Annotated in this window: 17 protein-coding genes and 1 tRNA gene; 14 read left to right on the top strand and 4 right to left on the bottom strand. The window is 35.9% G+C overall.

Going from position 1 to position 17967, the window contains the following annotated elements:
* The first annotated feature begins 145 nt into the window (after positions 1–145).
* From dnaN to FD18_RS02960, 13 genes are all read left to right on the top strand, one after another.
* A complete protein-coding gene (dnaN, locus tag FD18_RS03015; RefSeq protein ID WP_057718506.1) occupies positions 146–1276 on the top strand; it encodes a DNA polymerase III subunit beta in 1131 nt (376 codons plus the stop codon).
* A 216-nt stretch (positions 1277–1492) separates the two neighbouring features.
* Positions 1493–1708 carry a S4 domain-containing protein YaaA gene (yaaA, locus tag FD18_RS09295; RefSeq protein WP_083486747.1) on the top strand — a complete coding sequence of 72 codons (216 nt, stop codon included), beginning with the start codon at positions 1493–1495 and terminating at the stop codon, positions 1706–1708.
* Between the two features lie 3 nt (positions 1709–1711).
* Positions 1712–2836 (top strand): DNA replication/repair protein RecF, encoded by a 1125-nt coding sequence (recF, locus tag FD18_RS03010; protein ID WP_057718504.1) that lies wholly within the window; start codon positions 1712–1714, stop codon positions 2834–2836.
* Complete coding sequence (gyrB, locus tag FD18_RS03005; RefSeq protein ID WP_057718503.1) at positions 2837–4804, top strand: DNA topoisomerase (ATP-hydrolyzing) subunit B; 1968 nt, start codon at positions 2837–2839, stop codon at positions 4802–4804.
* A gap of 10 nt (positions 4805–4814) precedes the next feature.
* A complete protein-coding gene (gene gyrA / locus FD18_RS03000; protein ID WP_057718502.1) occupies positions 4815–7304 on the top strand; it encodes a DNA gyrase subunit A in 2490 nt (829 codons plus the stop codon).
* A 186-nt stretch (positions 7305–7490) separates the two neighbouring features.
* Positions 7491–7787 carry a 30S ribosomal protein S6 gene (rpsF, locus tag FD18_RS02995; RefSeq protein ID WP_004896331.1) on the top strand — a complete coding sequence of 99 codons (297 nt, stop codon included), beginning with the start codon at positions 7491–7493 and terminating at the stop codon, positions 7785–7787.
* Between the two features lie 33 nt (positions 7788–7820).
* Positions 7821–8339: a single-stranded DNA-binding protein gene (ssb, locus tag FD18_RS02990; protein WP_057718501.1), complete on the top strand. Its 519-nt coding sequence runs from the start codon at positions 7821–7823 to the stop codon at positions 8337–8339.
* A 25-nt stretch (positions 8340–8364) separates the two neighbouring features.
* The gene (rpsR, locus tag FD18_RS02985; RefSeq protein WP_003649728.1) at positions 8365–8601 is read left to right on the top strand and encodes a 30S ribosomal protein S18; all 237 of its coding nucleotides are present in this window, start codon (positions 8365–8367) and stop codon (positions 8599–8601) included.
* A 94-nt stretch (positions 8602–8695) separates the two neighbouring features.
* A complete protein-coding gene (locus FD18_RS02980; RefSeq protein ID WP_057718500.1) occupies positions 8696–9613 on the top strand; it encodes a magnesium transporter CorA family protein in 918 nt (305 codons plus the stop codon).
* Positions 9614–9716: 103 nt separating this feature from the next.
* On the top strand, positions 9717–11735 hold the full coding sequence (locus FD18_RS02975; protein WP_057718499.1) for a DHH family phosphoesterase: 2019 nt from the start codon (positions 9717–9719) through the stop codon (positions 11733–11735).
* Positions 11736–11746: 11 nt separating this feature from the next.
* Complete coding sequence (gene rplI, locus FD18_RS02970; protein ID WP_003651632.1) at positions 11747–12202, top strand: 50S ribosomal protein L9; 456 nt, start codon at positions 11747–11749, stop codon at positions 12200–12202.
* Positions 12203–12204: 2 nt separating this feature from the next.
* Positions 12205–13578, top strand: a complete 1374-nt coding sequence (gene dnaB, locus FD18_RS02965; protein WP_057718498.1) for a replicative DNA helicase — start codon at positions 12205–12207, stop codon at positions 13576–13578.
* Positions 13579–13673: 95 nt separating this feature from the next.
* Positions 13674–14558: an ROK family protein gene (locus tag FD18_RS02960; RefSeq protein ID WP_057718497.1), complete on the top strand. Its 885-nt coding sequence runs from the start codon at positions 13674–13676 to the stop codon at positions 14556–14558.
* Positions 14559–14633: 75 nt separating this feature from the next.
* On the opposite strand, the gene FD18_RS02955 is transcribed toward FD18_RS02960, so the two are convergent.
* From FD18_RS02955 to FD18_RS02940, 4 genes are all read right to left on the bottom strand, one after another.
* Entirely contained in the window at positions 14634–15776 is a 1143-nt protein-coding gene (locus FD18_RS02955) for an Mbeg1-like protein (protein WP_057718495.1), read from the bottom strand.
* A gap of 368 nt (positions 15777–16144) precedes the next feature.
* Positions 16145–16342 (bottom strand): hypothetical protein, encoded by a 198-nt coding sequence (locus tag FD18_RS10055; protein ID WP_057718494.1) that lies wholly within the window; start codon positions 16340–16342, stop codon positions 16145–16147.
* Between the two features lie 207 nt (positions 16343–16549).
* Positions 16550–16933: a hypothetical protein gene (locus tag FD18_RS10050; RefSeq protein ID WP_057718492.1), complete on the bottom strand. Its 384-nt coding sequence runs from the start codon at positions 16931–16933 to the stop codon at positions 16550–16552.
* A gap of 108 nt (positions 16934–17041) precedes the next feature.
* Positions 17042–17743: an MgtC/SapB family protein gene (locus tag FD18_RS02940; protein WP_057718490.1), complete on the bottom strand. Its 702-nt coding sequence runs from the start codon at positions 17741–17743 to the stop codon at positions 17042–17044.
* A gap of 136 nt (positions 17744–17879) precedes the next feature.
* On the opposite strand from FD18_RS02940, the gene FD18_RS02935 reads away from it, so the two are divergent.
* A tRNA-Thr gene (locus FD18_RS02935) sits at positions 17880–17952 on the top strand.
* Positions 17953–17967 lie beyond the last annotated feature (15 nt).

Genomic DNA, 17967 nt, shown 5'->3' with positions numbered 1-17967 from the left:
CACATTTGTTAAACAGACAAAAGTCCGTTTTATTCAGGTGTTTGTCTACTTTCCCACAGATTCCACTGGCCCTACTACTACTTCTAAGTATTTAAATATATAATTAAATAAAACAAAGTACATAAAACTTCACAGGAGGTAAACGATGCAGTTTACAATTAATCGTAATTTATTCCTCGAAAACCTAAACAATGCAATGCGTGCAATTTCTTCACGTGCAAGTATTCCGATCTTAAGTGGTATTAAACTTAATCTTACCGACGAAATGCTTACTTTAACTGGTAGTGATACTGACATTTCTATTGAGATTCAAATACCGGTAAATGATGATTTAGTTGTTCAGTCAACTGGTTCAATTGTTTTGCCAGCACGTTTCTTCAGCGAAATTGTTAAAAAATTACCAGGTAAAGATTTTTCATTTGAAGTAAAAGAAAGCTTTCAAACAAAGATCGTTTCTGAAAATACAGAATTTATGATTAACGGATTAGACGCCAATAACTATCCACACCTACCAGAAATTTCTACGGATGCTTCATTTAAAATTTCTGGAAAAACTTTTAGAGAAATTATTAATGAAACTGTCTTTGCTGTTGCTACTCAAGAAAGCCGTCCAACTTTAACTGGTGTTAACTTTATTTTTAATAATTCATCAATTAAAGCAGTAGCTACTGACAGTCACCGTTTGTCACAACGTCAAATTTCTTTAGAAAATGGTCCTCAAACTAGTACTGATTTAATTATTCCAGGAAAGAGCTTGGTAGAATTAGCTAGAATTATTGGAGAAAACGATCCTGAAATTACAGTAAATCCGGGAGAAAATCAGGTACTATTTGAAGTAGGAAACATTGCATTTTATTCCCGGTTACTTGATGGTCAATATCCAGATACTGATCGCTTAATTCCAACTGAATCTACAACTTCAGTTGAATTTGAACTACCAGTTCTAGCTCGATCATTAGAACGCGCTAGTTTGCTTACTCATGAAAGTCGTAATAATGTAGTTAAAATGACCTTAGATGTTCAAAATCAGTTGGTTAAACTACAGGGTGATTCACCAGAAATCGGTAATGTTGAAGAAGAGATTGGATTTAAGAATCTTGAAGGTGATGGATTGACAATTTCTTTTAACCCTGATTATTTAAGAGAAGCATTACGTGCATCCATTACGGATTCTATTATCATGAACTTTACTCAACCATTGAGACCATTCACTGTTGTTCCAGCAAAACAAGACGTCAACTTTACTCAATTAATTACTCCAGTTAGAACCTTTTAGTTAAAAAACTAAAAAAGAGCTGCTTTAGCAGCTCTTTTTTTGCTTTTCACACTTAAAAGCTAAATTTAGGCCGAATAAGCGAATTTTTAACTGGTTAAGTATAACCATATTAATTTGTGAAAAAATGGCTTAAAAAAGACTATAATGCGTCACAAAATTGAATTTCACATAAAAAAACGGTATAATAGCTAGGTATGACAAGGTAAACGGGGTGATATTATCAAAAAATTCACAATTAAGGGAGAATATATTACGCTTGCTCAATTTTTAAAAGAAGAAAGTGTAATATCTTCTGGTGGTCAGGCTAAATGGTATCTAAAAGAAAATCCAGTTCAATTAAATGGCGAACTTGAAGATCGCCGAGGAAAGAAGCTACATTCAGGTGATATATTGAAATTGGCTGGAGAAGAGTATGAATTTATTTCAGAGTAGCCAATGTATCTTGCAAACTTTGAATTGAAGGACTTTAGGAATTTTGAAGAATTAAAAATAAATTTTGATCCTCATGTAAATATTTTTATTGGGCCAAATGCTCAAGGAAAAACTAATTTACTTGAGGCAATTTATTTTTTAGCACTAACTCGGTCTCATCGTACTAATAGCGACAAAGAATTAATTCGTTTTGGAAGTAAGTTCGCTGGATTGCAGGGGAAAGTTCATAAAAGCCAACTAGAGGTTGAGCTTAAGCTTCGTTTAACGCCCAATGGCAAAAAAGCTTGGGTAAACCGACTGGAGCAAAAAAAGCTTTCAGCTTATGTAGGACAAATGAATGCAATTTTATTTTCTCCTGAAGACCTCGCTCTTGTTAAAGGGGCACCATCTGTTAGACGAAGATTTATGGACTTAGAGTTTGGGCAAATTAATTCAGAGTATCTATATTATTCTAGTCAGTATCGACAGGTACTGCAGCAAAGAAACAACTATTTGAAGCAGCTAAGTCAAAAAAAGGCACATGATCAAATCTTTTTAGATGTCTTATCGGATCAACTCGCAGGAGTTGCGGCGGAGATAATATCTCGTCGAATTAAATACGTCAAAAAACTTAATTCATATGCTCAAGTTGCTCATAGTGAAATTAGTGGTCAAGCTGAAAATTTGCAGATTTTTTATCGCCCATCAGTGAAAGAAATTGCATCGAATGATGATGTAGAGACCATTTATAAAAAAGTAATTGCTAGCTATAAAAGAAATCGACCTAATGAAATTCGAAAAGGAACCACTTTGAGTGGACCTCATAGGGATGATTTGGATTTTGTGATTAATGATAAAAATGCTCATGATTTTGCATCTCAAGGGCAACAAAGAACGATTTCTTTAAGTGTAAAATTAGCAGAGATTCAACTAGTTCATGAATTAACACAAGAATATCCAATTTTACTTCTAGATGATGTGATGAGCGAATTAGACCATCGAAGACAAAGTAGGTTACTAGATTATATTCATGGAAAGACACAAACTTTTATAACAACAACAGATTTAGAAGGTATTTCTTGGGAAATTGTGAAGGAACCTAAGATTTATCACATTTCTGCTGGAACGATCAGTGCAAAGGAGAGTTAAATGGCAGAAGATAAGAGTAAGGCAGCATTAAATAAAGCTAAAGACTTTGAAAAACGTGCCGATACTTATAACGCAAGTCAAATTCAAGTTCTAGGCGGACTTGAAGCAGTTAGAAAACGTCCAGGTATGTACATTGGCTCAACTAGTAGCCAAGGTTTACACCACCTTGTTTGGGAAATTATTGATAATAGTATTGACGAACGCTTAGCAGGTTTTGCTACTAAGATTGAGATTACTGTCAACGAAGACGGTAGTGTTACAGTCCAAGATGATGGACGTGGTATTCCAGTAGATATTCAATCAAAAACTGGTCGTCCAGCTCTAGAAACTGTATTTACTGTTTTACACGCTGGTGGTAAATTCGGCGGTGGCGGATACAAAGTATCTGGTGGACTTCACGGTGTTGGTGCTTCTGTAGTAAACGCTCTTTCAACTAAACTTGATGTTACAGTTATGAGAGACGGAAAGAAGTATGCAATTTCTTTTGATCATGGCCGAGTAGTAGGTGAAATGAAACAAATTGGTACGGTTCCACTTGAAGAACATGGTACTATTGTTCATTTTTATCCTGATCCAGATATTTTCACCGAAACTACTACCTTTGACGATAAGATTTTAAAAAATAGAATTCGTGAACTTGCCTTTTTAAACAAGGGCTTAAAACTTACGTTTACTGATAAACGTAAAGAAACTACCGAAACTGATGTATATCATTTTGAGGGTGGAATTAAGGAATACGTTGCCTTTTTGAATAAGGGTCAAGATGTATTATTTGATGAGCCAATTTATGTCGAAGGAAATTATGAGGGAATTGACGTTGAAGTTGCTCTTCAATACACCAACGGATATAAGACAACACTCATGACCTTCGCAAACAACATTCACACTTATGAAGGTGGAATGCATGAAGCTGGATTTAAGACCGCTTTAACTCGTGTAGTTAATGACTATGCTCACAAAGCCAAAATTCTCAAGGATAAAGACGATAATCTTTCTGGTGAAGATATTCGTGAAGGTATTACCGCCGTTGTATCTGTTAAACACCCTAATCCTCAATTTGAAGGACAGACCAAGACTAAGCTTGGAAACTCAGATGCTAGAACTGCGGTAGACCGCGCATTTTCAGAAACCTTTAGTCGTTTCTTAATGGAAAATCCGTCTGTAGGTCGTAAGATCGTTGAAAAGGGACAGCTTGCAGAAAGAGCTAGAACTGCTGCTAAACGTGCACGTGAAGTTACGCGTAAAAAGTCTGGTCTTGAAATTGCAAACTTACCAGGTAAATTAGCTGACAATACCAGTAATGATCCAAGTATTTCTGAACTATTTATTGTCGAGGGAAATTCTGCCGGTGGATCCGCAAAACAAGGACGTTCTCGATTGACGCAAGCTATCTTACCAATTAGAGGTAAGATTTTGAATGTTGAAAAAGCATCAATGGATCGAATTCTTGCTAACCAAGAAATTAGATCATTATTTACTGCTTTAGGTACTGGATTTGGGGCTGATTTTGATGTTTCAAAAGCAAGATATCATAAGTTGATCATCATGACAGATGCCGATGTCGATGGAGCTCACATCAGAACTTTACTTTTAACTCTCTTCTACAACTACATGCGACCAATGATTGAGAAGGGATATGTTTACATTGCTCGTCCGCCTCTATATCAAGTTCGTCAGGGTAAAGTAGAAAAGTACTTAGATACAGATGAAGAATTACATGATTATTTAGGTACTTTGCAACCAAGTCCTAAACCAGTGGTTCAACGTTACAAGGGACTTGGTGAAATGGATCCAGAACAGTTATGGGAAACTACTATGAATCCAGAAAATCGTCGTTTAGATCGAGTAAGTCCTGAATATGCCGAAGACGCAGATAAGGTCTTTGACTTGTTAATGGGTAATGAAGTAGGTCCAAGACGAGAATTTATTGAAAAGAACGCTAAATACGTTGAGAATTTAGATGCTTAGGAGGCTTTAGATGGCTAACGAAAATCAACCCCAAGATCATAGAATACGTAATGTTGATTTAACCCATACGATGCGTAGCTCATTCTTAGACTATGCAATGTCAGTTATTGTGGCTCGTGCCCTACCTGACGTTCGTGATGGTCTAAAGCCTGTACAGCGTCGTATTCTTTACGGAATGCATGAATTAGGTGTTACGCCAGACAAGCAATATAAAAAGAGTGCCAGAATTGTCGGTGAAGTTATGGGTAAATTCCACCCACATGGTGACTCTTCAATTTATCTAGCTATGGCTCACATGGCTCAAGATTTCTCATATCGCTATATGTTAGTTGATGGACACGGAAATTTTGGTTCTGTCGATGGGGATGAGCCAGCCGCAATGCGTTATACTGAGGCAAAAATGAGTAAAATTGCGGTTGAAATGCTTCGTGATATCAATAAAGAAACTATTGATTGGCAACGTAACTATGACGATACTGAAAATGAACCTGCAGTTTTACCAGCTAGAATTCCTAATTTATTAGTAAATGGTGCTAGTGGTATTGCTGTTGGTATGACTACTAATATCCCACCGCATAACTTGTCTGAAGTAATTCGCGGTATTCACATGTTAATGGATAACCCTGACGTTACAACTAAGGATTTGATGAAGGTAATACCTGGGCCTGATTTTCCAACCGGTGGTATTGTAATGGGACGCGGCGGAATTTATCGTGCTTACGAGACTGGAAAAGGAAATATTGTTGTCCGTGCTAAAACCAATATTGAAACTGAAAAAAGTGGCCGTGAACGAATTGTAGTAAGTGAGTTACCTTACTTAGTAAATAAGGCTGAATTGGTTAAGAAAATCGCTGACCTAGCTCGTGAAAAAGTTATTGATGGCATTACTGGGGTTCGTGATGAATCTGACCAGACAGGTATGAGAATTACCATTGATATTCGTAGGGATGCAAGTGCAAGTGTGGTTTTGAATAATTTATTTAAAGAAACCCAAATGCAAGCAAACTTTGGAATGAATATGGTTGCTATTGTCAATGGAGCTCCTCATTTCCTAACTTTGAAACAAATGCTTGAATACTATCTTCACCACCAAGAAGATGTTATTACTCGCAGAACTAAGTTTGATTTGAAGAAGGCAGAAGCTAGAGCGCATATTTTAGCTGGATTAAGAATTGCCTTAGACCACATTGATGAAATCATTAAGATTATTCGTGGTTCACAAAATAGTGATATAGCTAAAGCACAATTGATCCAAAACTTTGGTTTAGACGATCGTCAATCTCAAGCTATTCTGGATATGCGTTTAGTTCGTTTAACTGGCTTGGAGCGAGACAAGATTGAAGCTGAATATCAAGATCTACAAGCTAAAATTGCAGACTACAGAGATATTCTTGCTAAACCTGAACGAATTGATCAGATTATTTATAATGAATTGCTTGATATTCAGAAGCGCTTTGGTGATGATCGTCGTACTAAGATTGCCGAAGGCGAAGCAGTTTCAATTGAAGACGAAGATTTGATCGAACAAAAGGACGTACTCTTAACTTTAACTCATAACGGTTATATTAAACGTATGCCAGCTGATGAATTTAAAGTACAAAACCGTGGTGGACGCGGAATAAAGGGTATGGGAGTTCAAGATGATGACTTTATTAATCATTTGATCTTCTCAAGTACTCATGACTTTTTGTTATTCTTTACCAATTTAGGAAAAGTATACTCAAAGAAGGCCTATGAAATTCCAGAATTTGGTAGAAATGCTAAAGGCTTACCAATCGTTAACTTATTAGAGCTTGATAAGGGTGAAAAGATCCAGGCTGTAATTAATGTTCCTGAAGGTGCAGATGATAATTATCTCTTCTTTGTAACTAAGATGGGAACAGTGAAACGTACTAAAGTTAGTGAATTCCAAAACATTCGTCGTAGTGGCTTAATTGCCCTTACTCTTCGCGATCAGGATGAATTGAACAATGTTTTGACTACTGATGGTAAGCAAAATATTTTGATTGGTACGCACTTAGGCTATGCAGTAACTTTCAATGAAAAAGATGTTCGTTCGATGGGAAGAACAGCAGCTGGTGTACGTGGAATCAATTTAAGAGACCATGACTATGTTGTTGGATCTGATATTTTGAAACCTGATTCAGAAGTATTAGTAATTTCTGAAAAGGGATACGGAAAACGAACTGCAGCATCTGAATATCCAGTTAAGGGACGTGGTGGTAAAGGAATTAAAACTGCCAATATAACTGAGAAGAATGGACCTTTAGCTGGTGTAACTGTAGTAAATGGCGATGAAGATATTATGCTAATTACTAGTGCAGGTGTTATGATTCGTTTTGATGTAGATGATGTTTCTCAAACTGGTCGTGCTACTTTAGGTGTACGTTTAATTAAGGTTGATGACGGGGCACAGGTTGCAAGCATTACGGCAGTGCCTAAGGCTAGTGAAGAGGATGAAGAATCATCTGATGAAAAAGACTCAGTAGAAGAAAATTAATAAATAAAAAAATTACCAAAGTTTTTGCGTAATAGTAATTGAGTAATGAAACTCAGGATCACGTGAAAAAACATTTGGTAATTTTTTGTTTTTGTGATAAAATCAAGCATTGTGAGTAATATTATTCATTACTCCTTGTTCTTGATTTTACAAGAACCATTTAGTCCAAGAGGAGGTGCAATTATTATGGCAAAAACTAAGTACGAAGTTACTTACATCATCAAGCCTGATATTGACGAAGATTCAAAGAAAGCATTGATCGATCGTTTCGACAAGGTTGTTACAGACAACGGTGCTGAAGAACTTGAATCTAAAGATTGGGGTAAGAGACGTTTCGCATACGAAATTGAAAAATACCGTGAAGGTACTTATCACATTATGACTTTCGTTGCAGAAAACTCTGAACCAGTTGATGAATTTGGTCGTCTTTCTCGTATTGATAACCAAATTTTACGTTCAATGACTGTAAAATTAGACAAGTAATTTGTTTTCGTGAATTAGGAAGGGGACAAAAGTATGATTAATAATGTTGTACTTGTTGGCCGTTTAACACGTGATCCTGATTTACGTACAACCGGGAGTGGAATCTCAGTTGCTACGTTTACTCTAGCTGTTGACCGTCAATATACCAATAGTCAAGGTGAACGTGGTGCTGATTTCATCAGCTGTGTAATTTGGCGTAAAGCTGCAGAAAATTTTGCTAACTTTACCTCAAAAGGTTCACTAGTTGGTATTCAAGGTCGGATTCAAACTAGAACGTATGATGATAAGGATGGTAAGAGAGTGTACGTGACTGAGGTCATCGTTGATAACTTCTCTTTACTCGAATCGCGTCGTGATCGTGAGAATCGTCAGACTAATGGTGGTAATTTTGCTCCACAAGGAGGAAACGCACCAAGTACCAATAACTTTGGTGGATCAAGTGCACCGAGCACTAATAATGCCCCTGCTGGTGGAGAAAGCAATAAACCGCAAGATCCATTTGCAGATTCAGGTAGCACTATTGACATCTCAGATGATGATCTCCCATTTTAACTTTTAATTAGAAAGGATCTTTGATATGGCTCAACAAAGAAGAGGTGGCCGTCGTCGTCGTAAGGTTGACTTTATTGCAGCTAACCACATTGACTACATCGACTACAAAGATGTTGATTTGTTGAAACGTTTTATCTCTGAAAGAGGTAAGATCTTACCACGTCGTGTCACTGGCACTAGCGCAAAGAATCAACGTAAGTTGACTGTTGCTATCAAGAGAGCTCGTGTTATGGGCTTATTGCCATTCGTCGCAGAAGACTAATAACAGATCAAGAAATAATAAAAAGAGTAGCACTAGCTACTCTTTTTATTTTATTTTTTGCGGTATCATAAAAGAAGCAAACGGAGGGATTGTCATGATTATTAAACAAAAACTAGCCGGAAAGATATCTTTTGACTACAAATGGTATGACATTTATAACTGTGATGATCACGATATAAGATTATTAAAGGATGAATTTGATCTAACCTCAGAGATTATATCTTATATCACCGACCTTCACGAACGGCCACACTTTGATCATGACTATATTACTAATAGTGACTTGCTTGTGTATGATGTTCCAGTTTGGCCAACTGCGGATGCAGACCATTTTACTACATTGCCAATTAAGTTTTTAATGGTAGATCATACGCTTTTTACAGTTCACTCTCCTGATACAACTTATATGATCGAAGAATTTAGACAAAAGCCTGACGAATATATTCACAGTGAAAAAGAATTAATTTTTGCTATTCTTTTTGCTGTCACCAAATACTTTCAAAGGGCATTAAGCCAGCTAAATAGTCAACGTTTAGTTTTGGATAACCATTTGAGCGAAAGAATTCATAATAAAGATTTACAAGAATTATCTCAAGTTGAAAAAAGTTTAGTTTATTTGTCTAGTTCAATTAGAACTAATTTAATGATGCTTGAGAGTTTGAAGAATAAAAAATCTGGTCTTCATATGAATGCTTCTGAAGAGGAAATGTGTGATGACATTATCATCGAAGTTCAGCAGTCCTCACAAATGATCAAAATTTATAGTGAAGTGACTGAAGAAATTTCTAAAACGTCTAATAACATTTTGAATAATAACCTGAACAATACCATGCAATTTTTGACTGTGTGGTCTCTATTATTAACTATTCCAACAATTGTAACAGGTTTTTTTGGAATGAACGTAGATTTACCTATTTTTCATAATCCTTTTGATTGGATAATAATTACCGTTGGGTCAATTATAGTAATGGCAATTTTACTCTGGTATTTACGTCGGCATAATATGCTATAATGCTTGCTTAGCTTAGATGATAAGCAAGCATTTTTTGATGTATAATATAAACTGATGTAGTGTATTATTTTATGATATTAATGCTATACAGGAAGGAATTTCAATGAAAGGCTTTTTACGCAAATTAGAATTGCCTGAATTTGTTAAAGATACTAGATTAACAGCATCATTAGTCATTGTTTTAGTTCTTTCTTTATTAGGAGCTATTATTGGGATGCTAATTAGTCCACTTTTTGGACTAGCAATGGTATTGTTATTCATCTTGACAGTTATTTTTGTAGTATATGGAATTTATGTTCTGGCGGGAAATACAAATAACTATGCTGCTAATCTTTCATATCGAATAAAGCGTGGGGAACAAGAGGCAATGATAAAGATGCCTCTTGGGATTATGCTTTATGATAAAGATCGGCAGATTCAATGGATAAATCCTTATCTGCAGATGTATTTACATGGTGAAGACGTTATTGGCTCCTCAATATCGTCTGTAGATAAAGAATTAGCAAAATATGTTGATGATGCTATTAAATCTAATAGTAATCAAAATAAAATTATCAAGTGGGGCGACCGAAAATTTGAAATGGTGGTTCAAGACGACTTAGGAGTTGTTTATTTACTTGATATTACGCGCTATGCAAATATTGAAGAGAAGTATAAGCAAGAGCGATTGGCAATTGGATTAATATTTATTGATAATTATGATGAACTAAGTCAATCAATGAGTGATCAAAATCTAACAAATATGAGCTCATACGTTCAAAATGCACTTAGCAATTATGCAGGCCAATTTAATTCATATCTAAAACGAATTGATGAAGATCATTTTATTTTGTTAACGCATATGCACGATTTGGCTAAAATGGAAGAGGATAAGTTTTCTATTTTGGATAAGGTTAGAACCGAATCGAGTCGAAAGAATATGCCATTAACATTATCGATTGGTATTGCTTTTGGTTCTGAAAGTTTAAACGAAATTGCGGATCAAGCACAATCGAATTTAGATTTAGCCTTAGGTCGTGGTGGGGACCAAGTAGTTGTAAAACAATCAGGTCATGAAGCACGTTTCTATGGTGGGAAATCTAATCCAATGGAGAAGAGAACTCGTGTAAGAGCTCGAATGGTTTCGCAAGCTTTGGTAGAATTATTTAAAGGCGTTGATCATGTCTATGTTCAAGGTCACAGAAATCCGGATTTAGATGCAATCGGCTCAGCAATTGGAATTGTTAAGATTGCTAAAATACATGGTGTAAAGGCGAATGTTGTATTAGATGTTGATCATGTCAACTATGATGTGGGGCGTTTAATTGCTAAGATGCAGGCTGCTGGGATTGATAAGAATATTTTTATTTCTCCTAAAGACGCACTTGAAGAAGCAACGGATGAATCACTTTTAGTTCTTACTGATCACTCTAAGCACAGTATTACCTATGATCCTGAATTGTATGATCGGTTGAAGAATCGATTAATTATTATCGATCACCACCGCCGCGGAGAAGAATTCCCAGAAAATCCAATGTTAGTATATATTGAACCTTATGCTTCTTCGACTTGTGAGTTGGTAACAGAAATGATTGAATACCAGCCACAAGGCGGTGAAGGAGTTCTTACTGACTTAGAAGCCTCAGCAATGCTTGCAGGTATTACGGTGGATTCTAAAGAATTCTCCTTAAGAACTGGTACTAGAACGTTTGATGCAGCAAGTTATTTACGATCAATTGGGGCTGATACTCAAGTTGTATCTGAACTTCTGAAGGAAAACATTGATAATTATTTGCAAAGAAGTCACTTAGTTTCTACTATTGACATGATTGAACCAGACATGGCGCTTTTGATGGGAGAAGATAATAAGATTTATGATCCTATCATTACCGCTCAAGCAGCAGATACTGCTTTGTCACTTGAACATGTTGATGCTAGTTTTGCCTTGACGAGACGAAGCAAAGATACAGTTGGAATTTCGGCTCGTTCAATGGGAAATATTAATGTCCAAGTCATTATGGAAAAACTAGGTGGTGGTGGGCACTTATCTAATGCGGCAACTCAAATTAAAGGCGTAACAGTTGACGAAGCTAAAGATAAGTTACTGGCAGCAATTAATGAGTATTTGAAAGAAAATGAATAGGAGTGAAATTCATGAAAGTTATTTTTATTAAAGACATGAAGGGTAAAGGTAAACGCGGAGAAGTTAAGAATGTACCTGATGGCTACGCTCAAAACTTCTTGATTAAAAATGGCTATGCTAAGGAAGCAACTAGTTCTAACTTAAACACCCTAAAACGTGTTCAAAAGGCAGAAAAAGATGCTTACGAAGCAGAAAAAGCAGCAGCTGAAGATATTAAGAAAAAACTTGAAGATGACAAGACAATCGTAAACTTTAAGTCTAAAGCTGGCACCGACTCTCGTTTATTCGGTTCTATTTCAAGTAAGAAGATTGTTGAAGGACTTGAAAAGCAATACGGTATTAAAGTCGATAAGCGTAAATTGGAGCTTCCAGAGCCAATTAAATCTTTAGGATACACAAATGTACCTGTTAAACTATTTAAAGGCGTAGAAGCGGTAATTCGCGTTCACATTACGGAGCAAGACTAATAATGGATAATGTTGTTTCTCAACAAATTCCCCATGATAGTGAAGCAGAGAAGGCGGTCCTAGGGGCCGTCTTTTTAGATCCCGAAGCAATTATTGATGCATCGGATGTATTGCAGCCTGATGATTTTTATGAACATGCAAATCGTATTGTATTTCAGGCCATGCTTAATATTTCAGATCGTGAGGAAGTAATTGACCCTATTACTCTGCAAGATGAGTTAAAGAAAAATAATCAGGTAGATGATATTGGCGGAATTGCTTATGTTACGGAATTGTCAATGGCAACGCCGACGGCAGTACACGTTACTTATTACGCTAAAATTGTAAAACGTAAGGCAATTCTTAGAAATTTGATTGCTACTAGTCAGAGAATTATTCAAAATGCGATTGAAGGTTCTGATGATGTAACAGACATTCTAGATGACGCTGAAAGTCAAATAATGGGCGTCTCACAGGATAATGCAAGTGGTGGGTTTAAGTCTATTCATGATGTATTAAACACGACTATGGAGGAAATTAACTCTATTCCAGATGATGGGAATACAGTTACAGGACTTCCATCGGGATTTTCTGAATTAGATAAGATGACTACTGGTTTTCATGATGATGAGTTAATCATTTTAGCTGCTCGTCCTGGGGTTGGTAAAACTGCCTTTGCGCTGAATGTTGCACAATTTGTTGGACTTAAAACCGATAAGACGGTTGCAATGTTTTCACTAGAAATGGGAGCTGAGCAATTGGTTCAAAGAATGCTAGCTTCAGAAGGTTTGATTGACTCACAGCATCTTAGAACTGGTCAGTTAACTGATGAAGAATGGCGTAAACTAGTTGTTGCAGCTGGATCATTAGATAATACAAGTATTTATATTGATGACACTCCTGGAATTAAAATGAGCGAAATTCGTGCTAAAGCACGTAGATTAGCTAAAGAAAAAGGCAATTTAGGATTAATTGTAATTGACTATTTACAGTTGATTGAAGGACCACGTAGTGAATCACGTCAGCAAGAAGTTTCTGCAATTTCTAGACAGCTTAAAAAACTAGCTAAAGAATTGCATATTCCCGTTATTGCTTTATCACAGCTTTCTCGTTCTGTTGAGCAGCGTCAAGATAAGCGTCCTGTATTATCAGATATTCGTGAATCGGGGTCTATTGAGCAGGATGCGGATATTGTAGCTTTCTTATATCGTGATGATTATTACCGTGATGAGCGTGATGAAGATGATGAAGGCGAAGTTGAAGCAGAAGAAGATAATGGCGAAGTTGAAGTAATTATCGAAAAAAACCGTTCTGGTACACGTGGAACAGTTAAATTGATGTTCTCGAAACCATATAATCGTTTTTCGAATCTAGATTATACTCATAGTGAATCTTAAGAAAATGATTTGTAAGCGTTTCATTAATTAGCTATACTATAAGAGTTAAAAGTCTATCTTTTTAAGAAACAATCAAATGAGAAGGTGTAAGTTGAATGGTAGAAAATAAATATGTAGGTAGTATTGAAGCTGGTGGAACCAAATTTATTTTGGCAGTACAAGATACTAAAAATGGTGGAATTGTAGCAAGAAAAAGAATTCCAACAACAGATGCAAAAGAAACTTTAGCTAAGAGTGTAGAATTCTTTAAGGAACATCCGGTATCTGCTTTGGGAATTGGAACATTTGGTCCAATTGATATTAATCCGAATTCAAGAACTTTTGGATACATTTTGGATACACCTAAACGCGGTTGGTCTGGAACTAATGTTAAAGGTACTTTTGAAAAAGAACTTGGTATTCCTGTTGTAATGACTACTGACGTTAATGCTTCTTGTTATGGCGAATATATTGCTCGTGGCAAAGATGATTCTAAAACTTACTTTTATGTAACAATTGGTACTGGTGTTGGTGCAGGTGCTGTTCAAGCAGGTAAATTCATTGGCTTAAATAACCATCCAGAAATGGGGCATATGTTAGTAACTCCTTATCCAGGCGATAACTATACTGGAAAATGTCCATTCCATGGCAATAAGTGTGTTGAAGGAATGGCAGCGGGTCCTTCGCTAGAAGGAAGAACGGGTATTCCAGGTGAAAAATTACCTAGAGACCATAAAGTATTCACCTATGTGTCCTATTATGTAGCACAGTTATTATTTAATGCTTACATGACTATGCGCCCTGATGTAATGGTTGTTGGTGGATCAGTTTTAAATGATCAAGACTTGGTCCAAGTTCGTGGCTTCTTCAAGGAATTTAACAATAATTATGTTGCAACTCCAGACGTTGACGAATTGATTGTGCGCCCAGCAGTTGCAGATAATGGCTCCGCAACTTTAGGTGATTTTGAATTAGCTAAAGAAGCATTAAAAAATAAATAATCATTGTACGATTAGTAAAAAAGTCAACTTCAATTTTGAAGTTGACTTTTTTGTTGTTTCACATGAAACAAATAACTAACTACCATCATAAGAATCGTCAACGATGGGCCCCTTACTTGAATCATTACCCAGTGGTTCTAAATGTTCACTATGACTAAGGAAGGGAAGATTGATGTATTGGCGAGCAGTTGCCGTAATATCAGAGATAATCTCATTAGCAATTAAACGTGCGTCTGGATCAAGCGAAAGATAAGCATGGCTAAATTGAATGGCACCACGAATTTTGTTAGTTGTTAATTGACTAGCTTCAGTGATTTTATGAGATTCTAATGCAGTAAAGAATGCCAACCAAAATGCTTCACGTTTTTCACGTGGAATTTTGGTATTCCAGGAAATAAATGTACTTCTAATAATTCTGCTTGCATTACTTAAACCTGGTGCCATAACGAAACTACTTCGCGCTACTTCCCAGTGTAAAGGATTATGTTGTTTCATTAAGTGTTTCATTCTACTTTTAACAACTATTACACGTTCTGGATGGTCAAGCATCATACCAAAAATTGAGCCTTCAGGTACGTAAGTAATCATTTTTGGAATAACGCGTTGAAATTCTATCCGGTCATACATTTCTTTCATGAAACCAGGACCGTCAAAACTGTAAGCTTTGATTACTCGATCCTGAATATTCGGTGATACTGCGTATAATGCATAAGCTGCAAAATTTCCGCCTTTTGAGTGACCGGTAGTGTATATTTTTTTGTCGGGATAAGTTTGTGCAATTCTATCTAAATAATCTGCAGCAACACTTTGACCAAAAATTTCTGGCTGATAACTCATATCTACATCTTCGTTGAGACCAACCATCGATCCATCAGTTCCACGATAGGCGACTAGAATGGTTTCAGGATCTAATTCAATTGTCATCGCTGTAAATTGTACAGGTGGCTTTTTTTGAGAAAGATGCGACCAGTCTAAAAATCGCATATTTTTATATCGATCACTTAGATTTATTAATTGAGCTTCAAGTTTATCTGAAGGAATAAGTGTCTTTTTTTGTATTAAACGTTTTGTAGCTACTTCGAGCGTATGATCCTTAACACTGGGATCGAATGGAAGATAAGCAAAAGCGGCAAACAAACCAGCATCTAAACTATTAAATGGTTCTCGATCTAATGTTAAGTCACCCCGCCAGCGAACGTAGTCAAGTATTTTACCCAAGATAAAAATCCTTTCGTTAACGGTTGTAGTACTTTCATTTTAATGCTTTTTTAGTTAAAGATAAAAGAGGAAGCTTTTTGTTCTTTCAACAAAAAATAAGAGCCATTTGGCTCTTATCAATAATTAGAATATCAATTGAATAGTTTCAAGAGGAGAAAGGGGAGCTTTAATAGTAGTGATTCCGTTTACTACTTTGATTTTAATTACTTCTTTGTCAACACTATTATTATGTTTTCGAATTAATGTTGCAGTATCAGATGGCAAATCACGACTTAAATGCCATTTTCTTGAATGTTTAGTTTCACATGAGGCATGTTAATTAAATAATCAATAGGTGTAATGCTCGTTAACATTTATTGCATTAGACCTTATTTATAAGATGAAAATTGTGAGTCCCAACCGTGTTTTGGATCTTGATCCATAGGAAAGACAATTATATGATCATCGATAACTGCCATGAAATTACCAAGTTTTTGATCAATAAAAGTATAAGCTGAACTCCAGATTTTAACATTACTATCTGTTTGATAAGTAAGTTGTAAATAGTTACCTGTATGTTGAAGCATAGTAATGCGAGGATTCTTCACACTTTGAACAGTAACGCCATCAGCTTGTTCAAATGATTGATAGCTACTCTTGGCTAGATGCTATTGTGCATCTTGAATATGAAGTAAATTGCCTAAATTTCTATCTAGTAAAACTTGGATACTTTCACCATCAAGAAGAGCCCTGTTTTTAGTGATTAGGTTTGTGATTTGTTCGTTTATGAGGTTTCACAATAGTTGACTGGCGATTGCAATAATTTGATTTTCGATTGTTAGATCAGCTTGAACAGGAATAATAGTTGTCGCAAAACCAAAACTCGATAAAAGACTGGCCCAATTCTTTTCATGTGGAAGAAATTCTTCTGGTGTTTTACTAAAGTCATCCTCCCTCCACAAACGACGAGGATGTATTGAAGCATATTGCGCGTATCGATCAGCTAAATATTTGCGCCAGGTAGGATGCGCAGGACAAGCCATATCTTTAGCCTTGTTACCATTAATATCGACGAAAGTGTTAAAGCCAATTTTTGGATTAACACTAAAGCCTCGATCAGAGTGCATAATAGTTGTCCGTGGATCGAAGACATACCATAAAGTGTAAATATCGCTCATAATAAAGTCCTCAGTATTTCTAATCAATTAATATTTAAAAAAGCATGTAACTTATTATATTAAGCTACATGCATATCTTAGCATATTTTGAAAGCGGTTATTATACTTTTATTTAGCTCCATGAGTAGAATTAATTCGATGAATATTTTGGTTTTTCTCAAGGGCTAGGATAATATCATTCTCATCTTTTCTGTTTCTGATTACTCCGTCAACATTAACGACGATATGTGCAGAAGTTACGTCAATAATTTTGATAGAAATTTGTTCAACTTCATTTAAGGAAAGCTCTTTTTTCAGTTCATTAAGAATGTCTGGATGATTATTAGCTTCAATTTGAACATTGAATCGAACATGAAGAATAATAAAGTTAATAAATGTATCATCGTGAAAAATAATTTGGATGATAAATAAAAAGACTGTGCTGACAATCCCAATGACATACATTCCAGCACCAACTGCCATACCAATTGCAGCAGTTGCCCAAACACCAGCTGCAGTAGTTAAACCAGAAATCTGTTCTCGTCTAACTAGGATTGTACCCGCACCAATAAATGAAATACCAGTTACAATCTGAGCTGCAATTCTTGATGGGTCGAGTGAAACATCATGGAGTGATAATAGGTCAAAGAAACCATATTTTGAAACTAGCATAAATAGAGCAGAAGCTACAGCAACAACCATGTGAGTTCTAATGCCTGCGCTTTTTCTTTGAGTTGCACGTTCATAACCAATTGCTGTCCCGCAAAGAGCAGCAACCAAAATTCTTAGTAACCAATCTAATTCAGTTGAAAGTGATGTTAAACTTACCATAATAAAACCTTTCTATTTAACAGATACGTTTTTATTGTAGCCTAGATTTAGTCAGATATTCATTTAAGTAAAAAGTAAAAAAACTCTTGTGTAGAAACAGATAATATGGTTAAATAATTAACTGTCATATGGATATGCTGACTTAGCTCAGTTGGCAGAGCACGTCACTAGTAATGATGAGGTCGAAGGTTCGAATCCTTTAGTCAGCACATGTAAAAGTCCTA

The organism is Lactobacillus taiwanensis DSM 21401, from assembly GCF_001436695.1.
GTDB classification, from domain to species: Bacteria; Bacillota; Bacilli; order Lactobacillales; family Lactobacillaceae; genus Lactobacillus; species Lactobacillus taiwanensis.
Note: the sequence above shows the minus strand (reverse complement) of the source record. Positions and strands in the feature narration are given on the sequence as shown.